The organism is Brevibacterium sp. Lmc1, from assembly GCF_057654315.1.
The window spans coordinates 218,061-234,551 of record NZ_CM172803.1; the positions used below are offsets into that span (position 1 = coordinate 218,061).

14 protein-coding genes are annotated in these 16,491 nt (G+C 65.0%); 11 read left to right on the forward strand and 3 right to left on the reverse strand.

Annotated features, from left to right (window positions below):
* Positions 1-12: 12 nt before the first annotated feature.
* Positions 13-2,571, forward strand: coding sequence for a GcvT family protein (locus AC239G_RS00980; protein ID WP_482401137.1), 2,559 nt, complete (start codon positions 13-15; stop codon positions 2,569-2,571).
* 141 nt (positions 2,572-2,712) lie between these two features.
* Here the strand turns inward: AC239G_RS00980 and AC239G_RS00985 are convergent, their stop codons facing one another.
* The 3 genes from AC239G_RS00985 to AC239G_RS00995 form a co-directional block, all read right to left on the reverse strand.
* Positions 2,713-3,753 (reverse strand): PLP-dependent cysteine synthase family protein, encoded by a 1,041-nt coding sequence (locus tag AC239G_RS00985; protein ID WP_487489597.1) that lies wholly within the window; start codon positions 3,751-3,753, stop codon positions 2,713-2,715.
* 92 nt (positions 3,754-3,845) lie between these two features.
* On the reverse strand, positions 3,846-4,475 hold the full coding sequence (locus AC239G_RS00990; RefSeq protein WP_482401139.1) for a peroxidase-related enzyme: 630 nt from the start codon (positions 4,473-4,475) through the stop codon (positions 3,846-3,848).
* Positions 4,476-4,804: 329 nt separating this feature from the next.
* Positions 4,805-5,395, reverse strand: coding sequence for a TetR/AcrR family transcriptional regulator (locus AC239G_RS00995; RefSeq protein WP_482401140.1), 591 nt, complete (start codon positions 5,393-5,395; stop codon positions 4,805-4,807).
* A gap of 116 nt (positions 5,396-5,511) precedes the next feature.
* Between AC239G_RS00995 and AC239G_RS01000 the strand changes: the two genes are divergently transcribed.
* From AC239G_RS01000 to AC239G_RS01045, 10 genes are all read left to right on the forward strand, one after another.
* Positions 5,512-6,507 carry a hypothetical protein gene (locus tag AC239G_RS01000; protein ID WP_139467782.1) on the forward strand — a complete coding sequence of 332 codons (996 nt, stop codon included), beginning with the start codon at positions 5,512-5,514 and terminating at the stop codon, positions 6,505-6,507.
* A complete protein-coding gene (locus tag AC239G_RS01005) occupies positions 6,507-7,790 on the forward strand; it encodes an MFS transporter (RefSeq protein ID WP_487490130.1) in 1,284 nt (427 codons plus the stop codon). The genes AC239G_RS01000 and AC239G_RS01005 overlap by 1 nt, the downstream gene beginning before the upstream one ends.
* Positions 7,791-7,794: 4 nt before the next feature.
* Positions 7,795-8,136 (forward strand): DUF1330 domain-containing protein, encoded by a 342-nt coding sequence (locus AC239G_RS01010; RefSeq protein WP_139467783.1) that lies wholly within the window; start codon positions 7,795-7,797, stop codon positions 8,134-8,136.
* Positions 8,137-8,440: 304 nt separating this feature from the next.
* Complete coding sequence (locus tag AC239G_RS01015) at positions 8,441-9,277, forward strand: alpha/beta fold hydrolase (protein ID WP_487489598.1); 837 nt, start codon at positions 8,441-8,443, stop codon at positions 9,275-9,277.
* Positions 9,278-9,432: 155 nt separating this feature from the next.
* Positions 9,433-10,596 (forward strand): thiolase domain-containing protein, encoded by a 1,164-nt coding sequence (locus tag AC239G_RS01020; RefSeq protein ID WP_487489599.1) that lies wholly within the window; start codon positions 9,433-9,435, stop codon positions 10,594-10,596.
* Positions 10,596-12,311 (forward strand): AMP-binding protein, encoded by a 1,716-nt coding sequence (locus tag AC239G_RS01025; RefSeq protein ID WP_487489600.1) that lies wholly within the window; start codon positions 10,596-10,598, stop codon positions 12,309-12,311. The genes AC239G_RS01020 and AC239G_RS01025 overlap by 1 nt, the downstream gene beginning before the upstream one ends.
* The gene (locus AC239G_RS01030; RefSeq protein ID WP_139467787.1) at positions 12,308-13,276 is read left to right on the forward strand and encodes an SDR family NAD(P)-dependent oxidoreductase; all 969 of its coding nucleotides are present in this window, start codon (positions 12,308-12,310) and stop codon (positions 13,274-13,276) included. Before AC239G_RS01025 ends, AC239G_RS01030 begins: the two co-directional genes overlap by 4 nt.
* A gap of 81 nt (positions 13,277-13,357) precedes the next feature.
* Positions 13,358-14,398, forward strand: coding sequence for a DctP family TRAP transporter solute-binding subunit (locus AC239G_RS01035; RefSeq protein WP_253903964.1), 1,041 nt, complete (start codon positions 13,358-13,360; stop codon positions 14,396-14,398).
* 1 nt (position 14,399) lies between these two features.
* Complete coding sequence (locus AC239G_RS01040) at positions 14,400-14,954, forward strand: TRAP transporter small permease (RefSeq protein ID WP_139467788.1); 555 nt, start codon at positions 14,400-14,402, stop codon at positions 14,952-14,954.
* Positions 14,951-16,474: a TRAP transporter large permease gene (locus AC239G_RS01045; protein ID WP_139467789.1), complete on the forward strand. Its 1,524-nt coding sequence runs from the start codon at positions 14,951-14,953 to the stop codon at positions 16,472-16,474. Before AC239G_RS01040 ends, AC239G_RS01045 begins: the two co-directional genes overlap by 4 nt.
* Positions 16,475-16,491 lie beyond the last annotated feature (17 nt).

Genomic DNA, 16,491 nt, shown 5'->3' on the forward strand with positions numbered 1-16,491 from the left:
AAGGAGTACTCAGTGCCGATCTCATCACCACGAGTCGTCATCATCGGAGCCGGCATCGTCGGCGCCAACCTCGCCGACGAACTCGCGCAGCTGGGCTGGACCAACACCCTCGTCATCGAACAGGGCCCGCTGAACATCCCCGGCGGTTCGACCTCACACGCCCCGGGACTCGTCTTCTCCTCGAACGCGTCGAAGTCGATGACCGAATTCGCGCAGTACACGATCGAGAAGCTTACCTCGCTCAAGGACGCCGACGGGCGCGGATCGTTCCTGCCCGTCGGAGGCCTCGAGATCGCCACCACCGAGGATCGGCTGCAGGACCTGCACCGTCGAGCCGGATGGAACCGCTCCTACGGCGTCGAAGCCGACGTCATCGACGCCGACGAATGCGCGAAGCTCTTCCCAATGCTCAACCGGGACATGGTCCACGGCGGTCTGCTCACCCCGGGTGACGGCCTCGCATTGGCGGCGAAAGGCACTCAGATCGTCATCGATCGTGCCCGTGCCGCAGGGGTCGAATTCCGTGATCGCACAACGGTGACCGATATCGAGACCACAGGCGCTCGCGTCAGCGCTGTGATCTGCGGCGATGACCGGATTCCTGCCGATATCGTCGTCTCCTGCGCCGGATTCTGGGGACCCAAGATCGGTGAGATGGTCGGTACTCCGATCCCGCTGCTGCCGCTGGGCCACCAGTTCGCCTGGACCACCGAGGTGCCCTCGCTCATCGGGAAGAATGAGTTGCCGGCGGGTGCGCAGGCTCCGATCCTGCGCTACCAGGACAAGGACCTGTACTACCGCGAATGGGGTGAGCGGATCGGCATCGGCTCCTACGCGCACCGGCCCATGCCCGTCGACCTCGACACGCTGCAGACCTACTCACCCGATGAGATCACCAGCGAACGGATGCCCTCGAGCCTCGAGTTCACCCCGGACGACTTCGCCCCCGAATGGGAGGCGACGAAGACACTGCTGCCCGAACTCGCTCAGACTCAGATCCAGCGCGGCTTCAACGGCATCTTCTCATTCACCCCGGACGGCGGTTCGCTGGTCGGACAGTCCCGTCAGGTCGACGGATTCTTCGTCGCCGAGGCGGTGTGGGTGACCCATGGCGCCGGCATCGCCCGCGCTGTGGCCGAGCTCATCGCCGAAGGACGGTCGAAGACCGATCTGTCAGGCATCGACCTCAACCGTTTCGAGGATGTGCAGACATCAGCGGACTACGTCAGCGAGACCTCCCAGCAGAACTTCGTCGAGATCTACGACATCATCCACCCTCTGCAACCACGAGTCTCCCCGCGTGACCTGCGCTCGAGCCCGTTCCGGAGGCAGCAGGAGGAACTCGGTGCGTTCTTCCTCGAGACCTCCGGCTGGGAGCGGCCGCACTGGTTCGACGCGAACGCGAAGCTGCTCGAGGAAATGCCGTCCGAGTGGGCGGCACCGGAACGGGACGCCTGGGCGGATCAGTTCCATTCGCCCATCGCCGCAGCCGAAGCGTGGAAGACGCGCACCTCGGTGGCGATGTTCGACATGACCCAGCTCAAACGCTTCGAGGTCACCGGCCCCGGTGCCGGCGAACTGCTGCACGGGATGACCACTTCGTCGATGCTGCGCAAACCGGGAGCGGTCAGCTACACGTTGCTGCTCGACGAAGCCGGCGGCATCACGAGCGACATCACGGTCGCGATCCTCGACGAGGAGACCTACCAGGTGGGAGCGAACTCGAACATCGACCTCGCGGCCATCTCGCGGGCGGCCAAGCATCAGTCGGCCGCCGACCCGTCCAAGTGGGTGACCGTGCGCGAGACGACTCCCGGCACCTGCTGTATTGGTCTCTGGGGCCCGCTGGCCAGGGATGTCATCGCCAAGGTCACCGATGAGGACTTCAGCGATGCCGGACTCAAGTACTTCCGCACGAAGCCGGCGGTGCTCGGCGGTGTGCCGGTTACCGCGATGCGCCTGTCCTATGTCGGCGAACTCGGCTGGGAGATCTACACTTCGGCGGATCTCGGGTCGCGACTGTGGGACGTGCTGTGGGAAGCCGGTGAGGAATTCGGCATCATCGCCGGAGGCCGCGAAGCCTTCAACTCGATGCGGCTGGAGAAGGGGTTCAGGTCCTTCGGCACCGACATGACCAGCGAACACGAACCGGTTCAGGCCGGACTCGGATTCGCCGTGAAGGCGTCGAAGACCGACGACTTCACCGGCAAGGCCGCGCTGGAGTCGAGGGCCGCAGCCGCGACGACGAAACTGACCTGCCTCACCCTCGACGTGCCCTCTGACGTGGTGCTCGGCAAAGAGCCGGTGTACGTGGTCGGTGGGTCGGGTGTCGCGGACGGCGAGACCGCCTCGGCGAAGTCGGACGGATCGGACGGATCGGGAGTCGCGGACGGCTACGTCACCTCGGCGGCTTACGGATACACGATCGGGAAGTCGATCGCCTACGCCTGGCTGCCGAACACTCTGGCGGTTGGTGACGCTGTGCAGATCGAATACCTCGGCCGCCGCCTGCCGGCCACAGTCACCGCCGAGCCGCTCTTCGACCCGGGGATGACGCGCCTCAAGGGGTGAGGCATGGGGTGTGAAGGCTGAGTCTTAGCCCCGTGCCGAGACAATGGTCGAGCGCCGAGACGACTGTGCACTCGGTGCGCACAGTCGTCTCGGCGCTCGACCATTGTCTCAGTGTGAGAAGTGGTGCCCCGGATTTCCGCCTCAGGCGTGTGCTGCTGGGGCCGGTTCCGTTTCTCTCACGTCGTCGTTCGTCCGCTTGTAGAGTCCGGTTGAGAGGTATTTGAAGCCGTTGTCGGGATAGATTACGACGATGTTCTTGTCCTCTGCTTCCGGACGCTGAGCGATCCGCAGAGCCGCGGTGAGCGCTGCAGCTGCGGAGGTGCCCAGGAACAGGCCATCGGATTTCGCAGTGTCCTGCGCTGTTCGGTAGGCGTCTTCGGCTCTCACATCGATCACCTCGTCGAAGGCGAAGCCGTTGTTGAGGTTGGATCTGATGAGGGTCGGAACGAGGTCATCCGGAACATCTCCCACCGGCAGCGTGCCGTCGATGATGTTCCCGGTGAAGTCTTCACTATCGGGGCGTGAGGATTCTGCGGCTTGAACGCCGACGATTGTCACGTCAGGATTCTTCTCTCTGAGGTAGCGTGCCGTGCCGACCAGAGTGCCTGCGGTGCCGGCGGCGGCGACGAAGTAGTCAACGTGTCCGTCGGTGTCCTCCCAGATCTCCGGTCCCGTGGTCGCGTAGTGGAATTCTTGGTTGGCCTCGCTCACGGTCTGACCCGCATAGTAGTGACCCTGCTCGTCGGCGATGCGTTTGATGCCTCGGATGAGGTCATCGAGCACCAGGCCCTTCTCTTCGAAGTCGGCGACCTCTTCGATGTCGGTGAGCGAGTGAGTGTCGAGACCGTATCCGTTGAAGATGTCGATGCGCTCCTGAGTGGTGCCCGGCTCGAGGTAGGGAGTGAATTTCAAGCCCTTGGCATGTCCGATCGCGGCCAATGAGATTCCGGTGTTGCCGCTTGTCACGTCGACGAGCGTGCTCCCTTCCGAGATCTCACCCTTCTCCAGTCCCTCATTGATGAGGGCAACGGCAAGACGGTCCTTTACGCTGCCTGAAGGGTTGAGGTACTCGAGCTTTCCGATGACGTGGGCTCTGATTCCGTGCTGTTTCTGATAGTTCGTCAGTTCGACGAGTGGGGTGTTGCCGACGAGCTCGACAATCGACCGGTGGATGTTCGACATGGTGATGCTCTCTCTCAAGATGGGGCTGGGTCCAGTGGGGCTATGTGCACTGGTGGCTGACGGTCGCAGGCAGGTTCGGTGCGCGGCGCGGGTCAGCTCTCGAAGAACTGTTCGTCGGGAAGGACGCCGAGTGCGATGGTGAGTCTGTTGCCGGCAGCGAAGGCGATTACGACGTAGAGAGCCTCGGCGATCTGTTCGTTGCTCAGGCCGTGGCTGCGGAGTTCCGCGTAGTCACGGTCGGTGACGGAGCGAGCATCAATCGACACCTTCTCTGCGAATTCGGCCAAAGCGCGCTCGCGTGCGTCCAGTTCCGAGACCTCGCGATGGTCGAGTCCGATCCTCGTCGCCAGGGAATGGTCGTGAACGGTTCGGCCGTACGACTGGATGTGGTTGAGACGGCAGTATGAGCAGCCGTTGACTGCGGAGGTGACGAGGGCGAGGAAGTCTCTGTCCCTGTAACTCAGATTCCCCTTCGTCCCTAGGAGCGACAGAAGGAACGAATTGAGATGGAAGGCAGACTCCCCGCCGATCGCACCGGCGGCTGCCCAGTTCGGCAGATATCCGAGCTGGGACTCGAGTTGGCGGAGTTGGTTCTGCAGCGCTTCGGGGAGGTGCTCACGATCGGGGACCGGGAGTCGAGAGATGGGATTGTCCCGTCGCGGTGTCTCATCTCCGGTCAGATTCGCAGAGTTGATGTCTATGTGGTCGAGGGTGTCAGTCATGCGTTCCACTCCGTTCTCGTGTCGGCGCCGCCGATCGACGTCGTGATGGGAACACTAAGCAGTGAGGGGCGAACGGCATCGGGCGATGCGTCACAAACGGTTGAGCGGAGTCATGGAGTGAAAAGCCAGGTCACATCGTGACTTATTGGTTGAGGCCGTGACGCCACCCCTCTGTTTGTGGTCGGTCCACCGCGGTGAGATCGCTGGTTTCGCCGCGTCGCCTCGGTGGAGTCACCACAAACCCGATTCCGACTGCGCTGCGGTGTTCGCGATCGCGCTCCTTCAGGCCCCGAGGTAGCCACGTTCGGCGGCAGGGTTGTTCGTCCTCGTCAGCGTGACGTGACCTCGGCCGAGGCGACAGCCTTGATTGCGGCAGCGATCGGCTGATCGAGCCAGGTCGGGATCTCGCCGCCGATGTGGCTGCGCACCATGCCGTAGGGGGTATCCCTGGAAGCCAGGGCGATCAGCTCCAGTCTGCGCTGCGTGACTCTGCCGAATCGGCGTCGGGTGAGATCGGCGAAGAGGGCGGCCACCGGGTCATTGAGTCCGGTGAGGTCATCGAGCAGTCCCTTGGGCGGGTCGGCGAGCAATTCTGAGTGCCGGTAGAGGGTGAGAGTCCGGGCCTCGTCGGGATTCTCTCGACAGAACCGGGGGATGAGCAGGCCGGTCTCGACGATCGCCTCGAGCGGGTCATCGACATCCGTGATCGCTGCAAACGTGTCGTGGAATCGGTGCACGCACCGGATCCAGGCAGAAGCGAACAGCGACTCCCGAGTGGGGAAGCGGTGGTAGATCGAACCCGACGGTGCACCGAGCTCATGCGTCACATCGGCCACTGTGGCGGCATGGCCGCGTCGGCCGACAGCGCTGATGGCCGCCGAGAGAATATCGTCCCGCGAATAGAGTGCGCGTTTCGCCATGCTTGTCACGTCCTCTCGCTCCAGGTGTTCGGATCAGTCCGGCGAATCGGGGATTCTCGTTCGAAGGGTTGACCGTCGAGCCACCGTACCTCAAACTAGAGACTAGCATCTAGAGAATGTCCTCTAATTCGGGAGTCGCCGTGGCGAACGCACGGACATCAGCACCTGCACCTGTGACATCGCTGCAGCGCGCCGCCATCATCACGGCGATCGTCGCGGTTCTGCCATATCTCGCCTTCAAGGTCCTGTGGCTGAGCGGTTCGTCGGTCGGTTCGACCACGTCGGCCGGAGGCGAGGGAATGCTTGCGCCGCGCTTTCTCATCGGTAACACCATCACTCTCGCGATGATGGTGGTGGGCGTGGCCTTCGTGGTGGCGCTGACACGACCGTGGGCGCAACGCATTCCGGCACCTGTGGTGTTCGTGCTCGGAGCCGGAGCGGCCGGGCTCCTCGGTCCGATACTGCTGGGACTGCCGCCGGGCATTCTCATTCAGGCGCTCATCGAAGGAGAGGTGCGACTGGCCGAACAGGGAATGCATCCCTGGGTGTTCGGGCTTGTCTACGCCGGATTCTGCGCTCTGGGCGTGGCGATGGCGATCGTCGTCGGAGCCTATGTGATCCGGCGCTGGGGCGATCTTCTGAACACTCCGCCCCCGGCACCGTCGCCGACCATGATCGTCTGCGGTGCGCTCGGCATCCTGCCCTTCAGCTGTGCCATGGCCTTCTGGGCGATTGCGGGACCGGGAAGCACCGGGCCCCAGGGAATGGAGCAGCCGGCACAGCGGATGGTTTTGGCGGTGACCGCGCTGTTCGGCCTTCTCTGCCTGCTGTGGCCGCTGCTCTCCCGCCACCTCGGACGATGGCCGCGAACGGCGTGGCTGGTGACCTGGTCCGGGTGCTGCGTTGTGGCTCTCCAGGGGCCGACGCAGATTCTTCTCGCTCAGGGCGGAGAGATTGCGCCGGTGGTCGTCGGGATCGCTGTCCTCGCGACTCCGGGCGCCAGCCTCTTCGGTCTCGCTGTGCTGAGAACCCACCTGCGCAGGCTGGGCCGGACTCATCTGCCGTCGAGCCGGGACCGGCCCCGGCTCGATGGTGCGGATCGGTCAGCGTGATGCCGCCCTGGCTCTTCGTCCTGCTCGCAGTCTCGTTCGTCCTCTATACGGACGACTATGTCATCGCCGGAATTCTGCCCGAGATCGCCGCCGACCTCGGGGTGACCGAAGGTCAGGCTGGTCAGCTCGTCACGGCGTTCTCGGCGACCGTGGCCGTGGCCGCGCCGGTGGCAGCTGTCGCGCTCGCCCGGGTCCCGCCTCGGCGGCTGTTCCTTGTCGCGCTCATCATCTTCGCCTTAGCGAATTTCGGCGCGGTGGGAACTTCGTCCTTCGCCGTGCTGATGGTTCTGCGGGTGGTGGCGGCCGCGGCGACAGCCAGCGCCACCCCGGCCATCTTCGCGTTCGCTGCGTCCCATGCGCCGACGGAGAAGACTGGCCGCTACCTGGCGACCGTCTCCCTTGGGGTGACCGGATCAATCGCGCTCGGTGTCCCACTGGGGACGTGGATCGGCGGCGCATTCGGATGGCGGGCGACCTTTCTGGCCGTTGCCGTAGCCGGGATGCTCGCGCTCATCGGTGTCCTCCTCACTGTTCCCGGAAGCGGCCGCGGCGACCGCTCTCCACGACTGTCAGAACAGCTGCGCAGCCTCACGCGCGCCCCGATCGCCGTGAGTCTCGCGGCGAACTGCCTGCTCATGGCGGGGACGATGATGGTCCTCACCTACCTGGCGCCCTATCTGAGTGCGACCGCCGGATCCGGAGTCGAGGAACGGGGAGTGGCATTCGGGCTCTCCGGGTTCGCGGGCATGGCCGGAATCTGGCTCGGCGGTCAGGTCGCAGACCGATGGGGCCCCGGGCGAGCACTGTTCTTCGGGATCGGCGTCATCATCGCCGCCATGGTCGCGATGTGGGCGATGTGGGCAGTCCGGCCAGTGCCCATCTGGCTCGTGCTCATCGTCACGACAGTGTGGGGCGGAATGGCCTTCTGGAACTCACCCGCGATCCAGATGCGCCTGCACAGACTTGCCGGGCCCCTGGCCGGACAGGCACTGGCGGTCAACACTTCTGGGACCTACCTGGGCATCGCATTCGGGGCCGCCGTCGGCGGGGCCGTGCTCACCGAGACGGGTCCCGGAGTCCTGCCGCTGACCGCGGCGGGATTCGGGCTGGTTGCCCTGTTTCTGTTGGAACTCGTTCGGCGGTCGCCGCCGGCTGGACGGGCGCGAGACACCGATGTGACGCCGCCTGCTGGCGAGGCGTCCCACGGCAGCAAATCCTCGAACCACGGAGATCAATCGCACCACCGCAACTCATCGAAGCACACAGAGAACACAGGAGAATGACACCATGACCGCCTACGCAATCGCCCACCTGCAGCAGTTCGCGCCGCACCCCGAGGTCGCCGAGTACATCGACCGGATCGGTGAGACCTTCGAACCCTTCGGCGGACGGTTCCTCGTCCACGGCACCGTCCACGAGGTGATGGAAGGGCGGTGGCCGGGACACGTCGTCATGATCGCCTTCCCCGACGCTCGGCTCGCTCACGAATGGTGGGACTCACCGGCCTATCAGGACATCGCCCCACTGCGTTCGCGCCATATCGACACCGACATCGTCATCGTCGAGGGAGTGGCCGAGGGCTACGATCCGCGGACCACGGCTCAGGCCCTGCGCGACCAGCTCGGCTAGCCGCCGAGCTGGCGGGGCTTTATCGAAAAACGCACGGAGCGTCGAGAAACGGGCGCGCACACCCGTTTCTCGACGCTCCGCCCGTTTTTCGGCGGCTACGCCAGTGGTGGTGTTTAGAAGGCCGACACCAATGTTCCATATGGTGGATTTTCGTTGCCTCGCGGAACGTGAACGATGACGATAGCGAGACAGGGTCGAAATGAGGTCACAAAGGGGTCTTCACTGCGTCGAGTTTCGTGCAATGGCGACTCATCGGGTCGGCTCTGCCTGTTCACCGGACCGGTGCTTTCTGAAGGAGCGTGCCATGCCTGTTCTCACCACCAACGATGGAGTGAACTTGACCTACCGCGACAGCGGAGGAGACGGAGTTCCCCTGGTTATGCTCCACGGCTGGGGCCAAACTCAGGCAATGTTCCGCTACCAGCTCGCCGGATTGGCGGGGAGTCGTCGAGTCATCACGCTTGATCAGCGCGGTCACGGACTCTCTGAAAAGCCTCACCACGGCTACCGGATCGCGCGTCTCGCTCAGGATCTCAGCAATCTTCTGGATGACCTTGGACTCGAAGAGGTAGACCTTCTCGGCTGGTCGATGGGCGTCTCCGTGTCCTGGAGTTATATCGATCAGTACGGTACTGGACGGATTCGACGTTTCGTCGCTGTCGACCAGCCAGCTGCCGTCGCAGCGGTTCCGTGGCTGACTGAGGACGAACAACGCGAATGCGGTGCGATCTTCGGTGTTGACGGACTCCTCGAACTGGGCAGTGCGCTCAACGGACCTGACAGTGAACAGGTGTGTGAGGACTTCGTGCGAGGAATGTTCTCCGGGGAACCCGATCCAGAGGTATGGAACTTCGTCGCCGAGGAGATCAAATCGTTCCCGTCCTATGCCGCGGTCCCACTGCTCTTCGACCATTGCGCTCAGGACTGGCGAGACGTCTTGCCCCACATTGATGTGCCCACTCTTGTACTCGGGTGCGATGGAAGCCACGTCAACCCCGATTCCCAACGTTATGTTGCCGCACAGATTCCCGACGCACGCATTCACGTGTTCCCGGTCGAAGAGGCGAACTCGCATTTTCCGTTCCTCGAGAATCCGTCGGCGTTCAACGCCGTCGTCGAGGAGTTCCTCGTCGCGAAGTGACTCACACCGGACCACGCCTCAGGCCGTGCGCAACCAGCTCGGCTGAACGACACCAATGTTCCATATGGTGGATTTTCTTTGACCAGCTGGTGGGACCGGGAAAGTATGAGAGGACAGTGCTCGTTCCGCAGAGCCCGGTACCCGAAGGAGTGTCCATGTCCTCACCTGCGATCATCGGCTGGTCCCACGGCAAGTTCGGACGATCCGAATCACCGCTGCCCCAGATGATGGCCGACGTCGCCCGCGACGCCATCGCCGAGGCGGGACTGGAACCGGCCGACATCGACGTCATCCACGTCGGCGTCTTCAACAACGGACTCTCCCGCCAAGGCTTCGAAGCCGCACTGCCGGGGACCGTGTTCCCCGAACTCGCGCGCACACCTGCCCACCGCCACGAGAACGCCTGCGCCACCGGGTCCGCCGCGATCTTCGCAGCCCACGACTCCATCGCCGCCGGCCGCCACAGGACCGCCCTGGTCATCGGCGCCGAACGCATGACCCAGGCCTCCGGCCACGACGTCAACGAAGTGCTGCTCAGCGCCAGCTTCCGGGAAGAGGAAGAGCACTATAAGTCCTTCGCCGGAGTCTTCGGCGAGATCGCCCGCCAGTACTTCGACCGATACGGCGACCACTCCGAAGCACTCGCGAAGATCGCCGCGAAGAACCACGCCAACGGATCGCAGAATCCTCTGGCACACATGCAGAAGGACCTCGGCTTCGAGTTCTGCAACACCGTGAGCGAGAAGAACCCGTACGTCGCCGAACCCCTGCGCCGCACCGACTGCTCGATGGTCTCCGACGGAGCTGTGGCACTCGTCATGGCCGCCGAGGATGTCGCCGCCTCCGCATCGCAGGCCGTGACCTGGAGAGGCATGGGCAACGCCAACGACGTCCTGCCGCTGTCCCAACGCGACCCGCTCGAGATGGCCGGCGCCCGCGCCGCCATGGAGCAGGCGCTCACAGCTGCCGGCATCGGCATCGACGACCTCGACTTCCTCGAGACTCACGACTGCTTCACCATCGCCGAGCTCCTCGAATACGAAGCCTTCGGACTCGCCGCCCCCGGGCAAGGCCACACCCTGCTCGACGACGGTGCCACCGAGGTCGGCGGCCGCCTGCCCGTCAACCCCTCCGGCGGACTCAAAGCCAAGGGCCACCCCATCGGCGCCACCGGTGTGTCCATGCACGCCCTCGCCGCCGCCCAGCTGACCGGTCGCTCGCCCGGCATCCAGATCGAGACCCCGGAACTCGCCGGCGTCTTCAATATGGGCGGTGCCGCCGTATCGAACTTCGCCTCCGTGCTCGAGCGCGTCCGCTGATGCGCGCCATCTCCCAGACGTCCCCGGCCAAGGACTTCACGCCCACACCTCGGCGCGGGGTCAACGTCTCCCACTTCCTCACCCAGACCGCTCGCCGGATCCCCGACCGCCTCGCCGTCGTCGACGACGACCACGGGCAGCGGTGGACCTGGGCCGAACTCGACGCCCGCGCCGAAGCGCTCGCCGCTGCCCTGCAGACCGGTGGAGTCGACCGCCGCGACACCGTCCTCCTCGTCTCGGCCAACCACGCCGAGGTGATCCAATCCTTCTGGGGCATCCTGCGCTCCGGCGGTGTCATCGCCCCACCGAACGCGGCCCTGTCGACCGAGGAGCTGCTCGGCATCAGCGCCGAAGTCGCCCCCGCCGCCGTCATCGCCGACCGCGCCCACGCCGACTTCGTCACCGCTCTCAAAGACACCGGCTTCACCGGCCCCGTCTTCTGGATCGGCGACCTGCCTACCGGCGGCGCCTCGCCGAGCGCACGACTTGACGTCGACAGCACTCATTACGAAGAGTCGTCTCGGCGCGAAGGTGTGCTCTCGGCGGAGGTGAGTGATGCAGAAGCCGTCGACTCGGCAGTCGACGAGGACGATCCCTGCTGGTACTTCTTCACCTCCGGGTCGACCGGGCGACCCAAGGCTGCGACTTTCACGCACCGCCACCTCGGCGCGGTGCTGATGAATCACCGCTGCGACCTCTTTCCCAACGAGGACGAGACGGGGGCGTCCCTCGTGCTCGCGCCGCTGTCGCACGGTGCGGGCATCCACATGCTCGGTCAGGTCTTCGGCGGCACCCCGTCGATCATCCACCCCGGTGGCAAGCCCAGCGTGGAGTCCCTGTGGCCGGCCATCGATGCCTACGGGATCACGAACGCCTTCACCGTCCCGACCATCCTCAACCGCATCGCCGCCGGCTACCCAGAGGGCCGCGGACCCGAGGACCACACCCTCGAGCGGGTCATCTACGCCGGAGCCCCGATGCTCGCGACCGACCAGGCCCAGGCACTCGAAAGGCTCGGGCCCTGCCTCGTCCAGTACTTCGGACTCGCCGAGGTGACAGGAGCGATCACGATCCTCCGCCCCGAGGACCACGGAGCCATCCCCGTCGACGACGCCGGCATCGGCACCTGCGGCCGAGCCCGCACCGGAGTCGAAATCGTCATCGTCGACGAGGCCGGCACGCAGCTGCCCGCCGGTGAACAGGGGGAGGTCTGCGTGGCCGGACCGACCGTGTGCGCCGGCTACCTTGGCCGCCCCGATGCGAACGCCGAATCTTTCGCCGGAGGACTCTTCCACACCGGTGACGTCGGCTACCTCGACGAACGCGGGTACCTGTTCCTCACCGGCCGGAAGTCCGATATGTACATCTCCGGCGGTTCGAACGTCTACCCCCGCGAGATCGAGGAGCTCCTCCTCACCGACACCGAGGTGGCCCAAGCCGTCGTCGTGGGCGTGCCCGACCCGCAGTGGGGCGAGATCGGCGTGGCCGTCATCGAACGCGCGCCGTCGACCGGGAACGAAGGTGCCGGTGGCGCCGATGCCGATGCGGAGGACCTGGCCGAACGGCTGACCGCGCTGTGCAAGTCGGGGCTGGCGAAATACAAGGTACCCAAGGAGATCCACTTCGTCGAGACCATGCCGGTCACCGCCTACGGCAAACTCGCGCGCAAGGAACTCAAGGCCGAATACTCCCAAGGACGGGGCAGCGCACGATGAACACGACAGAGACGGCAGCCGTGTCAGTGCCGACAGGTAGGTTAGTCGGCACGACGATCATGGCCATCGGATGCGGCACTCCGGACGGGGAGGTGAACAACGGCTTCGCCGCGGCGATCGGATTCCTGCGCGAGGGAGCGAAGGTCTGCATCGTCGACCGCGACCCAGGTGCGCTTGACGAAGCGACGCGGGCCCTCGCCGAGGCGGCCGCCGCCGACGGTGCTGACGGCACTGACCGTGTCGACCTCAGCAACCGTCGCGACGGTGAGCCCGACCGCGACACCGGTGCCGATCGCGTCCCCGGCACGGGCGTCCACCTCGGCGGGGTCGACCTCGACTCTCAGCTGACCACGGTTGTCGCCGATGTCGGCGACGAAGACTCCCTGGCCGCGGCGTTCGCGCACTGCGCCGACCGCCTCGGTGGACCGACCGTGCTCCACTACAACGTCGGCATCGTCGTCAACGGGGGAGTCGACGAACTCGACACCGACGGCTTCCGACGTGCCCTCGATATCAACCTCACCGGGGCGTTCTCCTCGATCAAGCATGCTCTGCCGCATATGCGTGCGGCCGGGCACGGGTCGATCATCACGGTGTCCTCGGTCGGCGGCATGCGCTACATGGGGTATGACTATCCGGCGTATGCGGCGTCGAAGGCCGGACTCATCGAACTGACGAAGGTCGTCGGCGCGCAGTACGCCTCCGAAGGCATCCGCGCGAACTCGATCGCCCCGGGCCTCATCGAGACCCCGCTCATCCACCGCTCGATCTCGGGCCACTTCGGCTCGGTCGAGGAGATGCTCGCCGCTCGGCATGCGCAGTCACCGACGGGGAAGATGGGTCGGCCCGAGGACGTAGCGGACCTCGCGGTGTTCCTCGCATCAGGCGAATCGGCTTACATCAACTCCACTCTCATCCCCGTGGATGGGGGACTGACCCATTACGCGGGGATGCCGAAGCGATGACGCGGACGGCGGCGGTCGCCTCGGCGAGGGCCCGACCCCACCGAACTCAACGACAGTGACATAACGGAAATCAAGGAGGCAATGGTGCCGAGAATACGGACGACGAGGACCATGCTCGTCTGGTCCGCCGTACTGATGGTGTGCGCCCTGCTGCTGGCAGGGTGCGGAACGAACTTCGGCACCACCGACGACGGCAAGCAGCGCTACCGGTGGAAGATGACGGTGACGACCGGATCGACTTCGACGTGGTACCTCGCTGCGGAGAAGTTCGCGAAGGACCTCGACGAGGAGACCGACGGACGGATCACCATGAAGGTCTTCGCCAACGAACGGCTTTCGGCCGGTGAGGCCACGGCCGGAGTCGAACAGCTCATGGACGGGGCGAAGGACTTCTCCTACAACTCGCCGATCATCTACGCCGGCGTCGACCCGCGCTTCGGCGCCGTCACCGCCCCCTTCGTCTTCGACTCCGTCGAGGACGGTCAGAAGGCGCTCGCCGGAAAAGGCGGGGACGTCTACGGCGACTACCTCGCCGAACGCGGAGTGCACCTGCTCGGCTTCGGCGAATCCGGAATGCGGCAGCTGACGAACACGCATCGGCCCATCCACACGCCCGAAGACATGAAGGGCATGAAGTTCCGCATCCCCGGCTTCGGCATGTACACCGACCTCTACCGCGGTCTCGGCGCGAACCCGACGACGATGCCCTTCGGCGAGGTCTTCACCGCTCTGCAGCAGGGAGCCATCGACGGGCAGGAGAACCCGATCGACGTCATCTACTCGGCGAATCTGCAGGAGGTCCAGCCGTATCTGACGCTGTGGAACTACTCCTATGACCCGCTCGTCCTCGGCATCAACAAGGACCTCTATGACTCACTGACTCCGGAGGACCAGAAGCTCGTGAGCCGCCTGGCCGGCGAGGCCAACGACTTCCAGATCAAGAAGAACCGCGACGGCGAAGAGAAGCTCATCGCCGAACTCGCCGACTCCGGTATGGAGGTCAACGAACTCAGCGATGAGGAGAAGGACGCCTTCCGCGCCAAGCTGGGTCCGATCTACAGCGAATACCGCAAGGTCTGGGGACCGGACATGTCCCAGGCGTTCATCCCGAAAGGACTGTGAGATGAGAGTCATCAGATTCTTCGAGGACTGGGTCGTCATCGCCTCGTTCATGGTGATCGTCCTCGTCACCTTCGTCAACGTCCTCTCCCGCTACATCTTCAAGGCCTCACTGGCCTTCTCCGAGGAGATCACCATCAACCTCCTCGTCGTGCTCACGATGATGGGAGCCGTCGTCGGGATCCGCCTCGGCGCGCATCTCGGGTTCACCTACCTTGTGGAGAACGCGAAGGGCAGCGTTCGCCGGGCACTGCTCATCACCGGCACCACGCTCATCGTCGTCTTCCTCGCCGTCCTCCTCATCTGGGGCGGCGAGATGACCATCGCGCAGGGGCTGCGCGGCCGGGCGACGCCGTCGCTGGGCATTCCGCAATGGCTGTTCACCCTGTCGATTCCCTTGGCCGGGCTGCTCGGAATCTTCCGCAGCCTCCAGGCCCTGCGGACGGCACTGCACGAGGACACCTCCGCCGAGGCGGTCGTCGAGCGGCTCGCCAGCGAAGCCGCCCCGACCATCGACTCGTCCGAATTCTCAACCGACTCCGAAGGAGGCCGGAAATGATCGCGCTTCTGCTCTTCGGCAGCTTCTTCCTCTTCCTCGGCCTCGGGATCCCCGTCGCCTTCGCCCTCGGCCTCTCCGCCGTCGTCACCCTGGTGACCACCGACGGTGTGCAGGTCCTCGACGTCGTGCCCTCGGTAATGTTCCCGTCGATGAGTTCGGGCACGCTGCTGGCGATCCCGTTCTTCATCCTCGCCGGCATCGTCATGCAGTACACGGGCATCTCGCAGCGGCTCGTCGACCTCGCGTTCCTCATCTTCGGACGCCTGCGCCACGGCCTGGCCGCGGTGACGATCATCTCCGCGTTCTTCTTCTCCGCGATCTCCGGATCGGGACCGGCCACCGTGGCCGCAATCGGTGCGATCCTCATCCCCGCGCTCGTGCGCAACGGGTACCAGAAGAAGCACGCGGTCTCCCTCGTCGCGGCCTCCGGTTCGATGGGCATCGTCGTGCCGCCGTCGATCGCGTTCATCATCTTCGCCGTCGTCGCCGCCGAGTTCGGCAAGATCTCGATCTCCCGGCTGTTCATCGCCGGCATCGTGCCCGGCATCATCATGGCCGTCGCGTTCTTCATCGCCGCCCTGTTCGTCCCTAGGGTGCGTGAGCTCGCCGGTCTGCCGGTGAGAACGAAGCCCGACGCCGAGGTGGTCACGGGGTCGACGTCGACCGGAACGTCGGCGTCCGGTTCCGCCGGTGCTGACTCCGCCGGGAACGGCGGTTCGGGTGACAGCGCGGCAGGGAGCAAGACCCAGCTGCTGACGGCGAACGGGCAGGCCGCCTCGGCGAATTCCGGATCCACCGGATCGAGCGTCGGCGCCGCGGATCCGACAGCCACGGTCAACCCCGAGGGCGGGTTCGGCGAGATCATGACCGCGCTGGTCAAAGCCATCCCCGGGCTGCTCATTCCGGTGATCATCCTCGGCGGGATCTACGGCGGAGTCTTCACCCCCACCGAGGCGGGAGCCGTCGCATCCGTGTACGCGCTCATCGTCGGGGTGTTCGTCTACCGGGAGCTGACCTGGAAGGACATGCCGAAGGTGTTCCTCGAATCCGGGGTCTCGACCGCGGTCATCATGTTCATCGTCGGCGTGGCCAGCCTCTTCTCCTACGTCATCACCGTCGAAGGGGTGGCCGACCGGATCTCGACGGCAGTGCTGGGGGTGACGGACAACAAGTACCTCATCCTCGCGGCGATCACGATCATCCTGCTCATCGTCGGTGCCTTCGTCGACGCGATCAGCGCGTTCTACCTGTTCATCCCGATCCTCGTGCCGATCCTCATCGGTGTAGGCGTGGACATGACGACGATCGGCGTGTTCATGACCGTCAACCTCGCGATCGGCCTGTTCACGCCGCCGGTCGGACTCAACCTCTATGTGGGTGCGGGCATCGGGAAAGCCAAACTCGAGGAGGTCGTGCGCGGGATCCTGCCGTTCCTCGTCTGCGCGATCGTCGCCCTGCTGCTCATCACGTACATCCCGGCGATCTCGAACTGGCTGCCTGACCTGCTCGGGGTCGGGTAGTTCGGGCAGGTCCCGGC

Coding starts and splice junctions, on each gene's coding strand:
- AC239G_RS00985 (WP_487489597.1), bottom strand. CDS start 3,753: ATGTCGAACATCCACCGGTCGATTGTCGAGCTCGTCGGCAACACCCCA.
- AC239G_RS00990 (WP_482401139.1), bottom strand. CDS start 4,475: ATGACTGACACCCTCGACCACATAGACATCAACTCTGCGAATCTGACC.
- AC239G_RS00995 (WP_482401140.1), bottom strand. CDS start 5,395: ATGGCGAAACGCGCACTCTATTCGCGGGACGATATTCTCTCGGCGGCC.
- AC239G_RS01000 (WP_139467782.1), top strand. CDS start 5,512: ATGTCCTCTAATTCGGGAGTCGCCGTGGCGAACGCACGGACATCAGCA.
- AC239G_RS01005 (WP_487490130.1), top strand. CDS start 6,507: ATGCCGCCCTGGCTCTTCGTCCTGCTCGCAGTCTCGTTCGTCCTCTAT.
- AC239G_RS01010 (WP_139467783.1), top strand. CDS start 7,795: ATGACCGCCTACGCAATCGCCCACCTGCAGCAGTTCGCGCCGCACCCC.
- AC239G_RS01015 (WP_487489598.1), top strand. CDS start 8,441: ATGCCTGTTCTCACCACCAACGATGGAGTGAACTTGACCTACCGCGAC.
- AC239G_RS01020 (WP_487489599.1), top strand. CDS start 9,433: ATGTCCTCACCTGCGATCATCGGCTGGTCCCACGGCAAGTTCGGACGA.
- AC239G_RS01025 (WP_487489600.1), top strand. CDS start 10,596: ATGCGCGCCATCTCCCAGACGTCCCCGGCCAAGGACTTCACGCCCACA.
- AC239G_RS01030 (WP_139467787.1), top strand. CDS start 12,308: ATGAACACGACAGAGACGGCAGCCGTGTCAGTGCCGACAGGTAGGTTA.
- AC239G_RS01035 (WP_253903964.1), top strand. CDS start 13,358: ATGGTGCCGAGAATACGGACGACGAGGACCATGCTCGTCTGGTCCGCC.
- AC239G_RS01040 (WP_139467788.1), top strand. CDS start 14,400: ATGAGAGTCATCAGATTCTTCGAGGACTGGGTCGTCATCGCCTCGTTC.
- AC239G_RS01045 (WP_139467789.1), top strand. CDS start 14,951: ATGATCGCGCTTCTGCTCTTCGGCAGCTTCTTCCTCTTCCTCGGCCTC.